The organism is Acinetobacter sp. YH16031, from assembly GCF_013417335.1.
GTDB lineage: Bacteria > Pseudomonadota > Gammaproteobacteria > Pseudomonadales > Moraxellaceae > Acinetobacter.
Genome location: NZ_VPED01000070.1, coordinates 1 through 4,612, shown reverse-complemented (window position 1 = coordinate 4,612; position 4,612 = coordinate 1). Strand labels below are relative to the sequence as shown.

Here is a 4,612-nt window from a genome sequence, read left to right as displayed (position 1 = left end):
GACAAGCATCGTCATTTTATTATGGTCAGCCTCAAGGTGAAGTGTGTCTAATCAACAGGGTTTTCGGTCTCTAAGCACTTTTAAAAAGGAACTTCATCGACTCAAATCTCTATTTGCAACAGTGCCTATTATGTTAATTTTAGAGAAACTACTAAATTATATTGAGTTGTAAATATTTGAAAATTCCGTTAAGATATTTTGGATTAAATTCTATTCCTAGATAGCATTCGTGTTGACTCATCTCTCCAAAAAACTTTGGTTTTGTTTTCTTATGGTTTTTGCCATAGGATGGAGTAGTGTGTCTGTTGCATCAGTAAAGATAATGCATATCAATATGCAAACTGAAATGAGCCAAGATCATTGTTTAGATCAAGCACAGCAAGTCACTCAACATGGTATTAATCACGAAGTACAGACGAATACCGATTGCCATAATCATTTAGCTCTTAATCAGAATATAGATCACAAAAAGTGTCAGGAATGTTCTAGCTTATCCTGCCAGACACAGATCTCATGTCTTCATTCTTTGCAAAGCTCGCTAGATCCCCTAGATACCTTCTATTCTATAGATCAGCCTAATTTTTATTACCCCAACCAATATCTAAATGGGTATTGGCAAGAAATTTCACGTCCTCCTAAAACTTAACCAATTTTTTTAAAATTTATTTATTTTTCAAAAATTAAGGTTAAGTTATGTCTCATAAAATTAGTTCGTACCTATTAGCAGGTATTTGTTTTGCATCGTCGCCTTTGGTTTTTGCCGAAGTGCGTGAATATCAGCTTGTTATTGATGAAGCAGTGGTCAGCCCAACTGGAAAGCCTGTAAAGCGCATTACCGTAAATGGTCAATTTCCTGCGCCTTTGCTTGAGTTTGAAGAGGGTGATGAAGCCATCATTCGCGTGAAAAATAATTTAAAAAACCAAGATTCTTCTATTCATTGGCACGGACTGTTGTTGCCGGGCATTATGGATGGTGTACCGGGATTTAATGGTTTTAACGGTATTAAGCCTCAAAGCGAGTATGTTTATAAATTCAAGATTCGCCAAAGCGGGACTTATTGGTATCACGCTCATTCTAAAGGACAGGAACAGGACGGCTTATATGGTTCTTTTGTGATTTATCCAAAAGGTAAAACACCATTGGCAGCACATGAAAAAGCTGAACGTGACTATGTGGTGATGTTGTCAGATTTTCATGAAAAAACCAGTGATCAAATTCAGAAAGATCTTAAAATTTCAGCTGAATATTATCAAGATCAGCGTGAAACCTTGGGTGATGTTTGGAAGCAGGTTAAACGTGATGGCATAAAAGCGACATGGTCTGACCGCAAAATGTGGAATCAGATGCGTATGCTAAAAACCGACATGTCGGATGTTACAGGTTATACCTTCCTCATTAATGGCAAAACACCTGAACAAAATTGGACAGGAATGTTTAAACCGAATGAAAAAATTCGCCTACGTTTTGTGAATGCATCTGCGATGTCTTTCTACGATGTCCGTATTCCTAACTTGAAAATGACTGTGGTCAGTGCTGATGGTCAGCCTGTAAAACCTGTTGCTGTGGATGAGTTTCGTATTGGCACAGCTGAAACTTATGATGTGATTGTGGAGCCAAAAGGCGGACATTATCAAATTGAAGCTGAGTCAATTGACCGTGCAGGCTATGCGATTGGTACACTGCACAATGAATTAAATCCTATGACACATGGCATTCATATGCCTGCACCACGTCCACGCTCACTTTTGACCATGGAAGATATGGGACATGGTGGCGGTGATCATGCAGGAATGGATCATTCGAAAATGAACCACGGCAATATGCATGGTATGGATCACTCGAAAATGGATCATTCAAAAATGAACCATGGCGATATGCAAGGCATGGATCACTCGAAAATGGATCATTCACAGCATGGCACAGCAAAACCACAAGAAAATGATCAAGTGGTTTATGGTTGGGCAAATGCATCTACACCTGCGGGCAATAAAGCCTTGCAATATAGTGATTTAAAATCTTTAGAACCGCAAAAAGATACTCGTGAAGCTAGCAGTGAATTAGTAGTGCGTTTGGGCGGTACTATGGAGCGTTATATTTGGACGATTAACGGTAAAAAATTCAGCGATGCTGAGCCATTAAAAGTGAAGTATGGCGAGCGTATCCGTATCAAATTTATTAATGACAGTATGATGGCGCACCCCATGCATTTACATGGCATGTTTATGCAGTTAGAGAATGGTCAAGAGTCGGTAGATATGCCGAATAAACACACATTGATTGTACCACCGGGTAAAACAGTGACTGCTTTATTAACTGCGGATGAGTTGGGCGAATGGGCAATCCATTGTCATTTGTTGTATCACATGAGTGCAGGAATGATGAACAAGTTGATCGTGGCAAATGTTAGCGATGAACAAGTGTCTACAACGCCAATTCAAGGTACAAATTCGACTCAAACTCACCAAGAAACTGAGCGAAAAGGAGCTGGACATGCACATCACTAATTTTGTATTTAAAGCGTTTTTTTCTGTTGCGGTATTGAGTTTAACAAGCTTAAGTTTGGCGCACGAAGGGCATCATTCAACTGCTCAGACTGATGGAAAAAATGTACCATCAATGAATCATCAAGCGATGTCTGAGATGGATCATTCACAGCATTCTCCACAAGAGCATGCACAACACATGCAGATGATGGGGAAAATGAATCATGCTGCACATTCAGCACCGATGAACCATCAACATGCAGGTCATCAGCCAATGCATCACAAATCAACAGAGAAACAGCAAGATCAAAAAGTACAGAAAGGAGATCAACATGCGCACCATTAATCTTTTTTCTAAAACTGTTTTAGCAAGCTCTTTGTTGATGGTCAGTGCAGTGAGTTTGGCACATAATGGTGAAGATCATAGTGCGCCTGAAAAAATGACAGTTGCTACATCTTCTAGTCAAAATCAGCCGATGCAAATGGATCGCTCTCAAATGAACCATAGCCAAATGAATCAGGCACAACATCAGGCAACATCTACGGTTAATCATTTACATCATGTACCAGATGCGAATGCTCAGCAGAGTTCGCATTATGATCATCGCTCAGAACACGGTGCGCAAATTTATGCGATTACGACAGTGGACAATAAGTGGCTTGTCAATGAAGATGGCACAGGTGATTTAAAGTCAGAGTTTGAAACCCGTATTGGCACAGATGAAAATAAGGTTTTTATTAAAATTCATGCCGATAAAGAAGAATCGCATGATGCACATTATGATGCCAAACTTTTATATAGCCGTATGATTTCAGACTTTTGGGATGCACAGATTGGTGCACGTTATCGTAGTGAAAAAGTTGAACTCAATGATCATCGCAAAGACACCGAAGAAAATGTTGATGCGGTGATTGGCTTACATGGTATGGCGCCATATTTCTTTGAAACTGATGCTTATCTCTATGCGGGAGAAGACAATTATGCGGGCTTTAGCCTAGAAACGGAACGTGATTTTCTGATTACGCAAAAGTTGATTATTCAACCTTATTTAGAGTTGGATGCTATCTTTAGTGATGACTCTAAATATGCGAAAAGAACTGGTTTAAGCAGTGCAACCGCAGGGTTTGAAACTCGCTATGAAATCAGTAAAAAGATCATGCCGTATATCGACATTGCCTATGAGTATTCAAAAGGTAATGATGAAACGTCGTGGCAAATAGAATCAAACTCTGAGAAAGGTTGGTTATATGGAGCTGGTGTTAGATTTAGATTTTAATTAATTTAATGATTACTAAATAGCTTTATTTAAATAAAACTCTAGCTTAGTGTGGCCGGAAGCAAAATGTTAACTTATTTTGCTTCCTTCCATTTAACATAATGGCTGTTATGCGAAGTCGACTTGTAATGCAATTTGCATTACACTATTCCTAGTACATTAAATACTTGGGAAATATGATGGCTACTGTTAACTTCAGGATCGATGAAGCCCTTAAAGAAAAATCTTATTCAATCCTTAAAGAGCAAGGTATTGCACCTACGGATTTCTTCACTAGTATTCTTGAGTATGTTGCTACGACTGGGAAACTGCCTGTTAAAAAAGCTTTGCTTTCGGAAGAAGATGAAGAATTATTAGCTCTTGTCCGTAAGCGCATTAATGATCCTAAAGAGATGTTTGAGGAAGTCACATTAGATGACTTATAAGCTTTTACGTCACAAGGACTTTACAGCAGAATGGGAAAAACTCCCTGTTGCTATACGAGATCAATTTAAAAAGAAACTAGCCAAAGTCATAGAGCAGCCACATATTCCAAAGAATATGCTTAGAGGCGATCTTGCAGGTTGCTATAAAATCAAATTATTAAAAGCTGATGTCCGACTTGTTTACCAGGTCAAAGATGATCAGGTAGTTATTTTGCTAATTACCGTTGGAAAACGAGCTGATAGCATTGTGTATGATGAAGCAAAAAAGCGGATAAAAGACTAAAAATGGGAGGGTAATCCCCCCCTAAAAATAATAGGATCTAAAAGTAGAATTTTCTCTTAAGATACGAGCAGGAGATTCTGCATGAAAACATCTAAATTTACTGACAGTCAGATCATGTCCATCTTGAAACAGGCAGAATCTGG

General features: G+C 38.7%; 5 protein-coding genes. All 5 read left to right on the top strand.

Annotated elements, in window-relative coordinates:
- Positions 1–693 precede the first annotated feature (693 nt).
- The 5 genes from FTV31_RS15545 to FTV31_RS15525 all read left to right on the top strand — a co-directional run bounded on the left by FTV31_RS15545 (position 694) and on the right by FTV31_RS15525 (position 4,469).
- Positions 694–2,505, top strand: coding sequence for a copper resistance system multicopper oxidase (locus FTV31_RS15545; RefSeq protein ID WP_180015622.1), 1,812 nt, complete (start codon positions 694–696; stop codon positions 2,503–2,505).
- Positions 2,492–2,830 carry a hypothetical protein gene (locus FTV31_RS15540; protein WP_004897649.1) on the top strand — a complete coding sequence of 113 codons (339 nt, stop codon included), beginning with the start codon at positions 2,492–2,494 and terminating at the stop codon, positions 2,828–2,830. The genes FTV31_RS15545 and FTV31_RS15540 overlap by 14 nt, the downstream gene beginning before the upstream one ends.
- On the top strand, positions 2,817–3,761 hold the full coding sequence (locus FTV31_RS15535) for a copper resistance protein B (protein ID WP_096902779.1): 945 nt from the start codon (positions 2,817–2,819) through the stop codon (positions 3,759–3,761). The genes FTV31_RS15540 and FTV31_RS15535 overlap by 14 nt, the downstream gene beginning before the upstream one ends.
- A gap of 179 nt (positions 3,762–3,940) precedes the next feature.
- Entirely contained in the window at positions 3,941–4,186 is a 246-nt protein-coding gene (locus tag FTV31_RS15530) for a type II toxin-antitoxin system RelB/DinJ family antitoxin (RefSeq protein WP_000246755.1), read from the top strand.
- Positions 4,176–4,469 carry a type II toxin-antitoxin system RelE/ParE family toxin gene (locus tag FTV31_RS15525; protein ID WP_180004262.1) on the top strand — a complete coding sequence of 98 codons (294 nt, stop codon included), beginning with the start codon at positions 4,176–4,178 and terminating at the stop codon, positions 4,467–4,469. The genes FTV31_RS15530 and FTV31_RS15525 overlap by 11 nt, the downstream gene beginning before the upstream one ends.
- Positions 4,470–4,612 lie beyond the last annotated feature (143 nt).

Coding starts and splice junctions, on each gene's coding strand:
- FTV31_RS15540 (WP_004897649.1), top strand. CDS start 2,492: ATGCACATCACTAATTTTGTATTTAAAGCGTTTTTTTCTGTTGCGGTA.
- FTV31_RS15545 (WP_180015622.1), top strand. CDS start 694: ATGTCTCATAAAATTAGTTCGTACCTATTAGCAGGTATTTGTTTTGCA.
- FTV31_RS15530 (WP_000246755.1), top strand. CDS start 3,941: ATGGCTACTGTTAACTTCAGGATCGATGAAGCCCTTAAAGAAAAATCT.
- FTV31_RS15535 (WP_096902779.1), top strand. CDS start 2,817: ATGCGCACCATTAATCTTTTTTCTAAAACTGTTTTAGCAAGCTCTTTG.
- FTV31_RS15525 (WP_180004262.1), top strand. CDS start 4,176: ATGACTTATAAGCTTTTACGTCACAAGGACTTTACAGCAGAATGGGAA.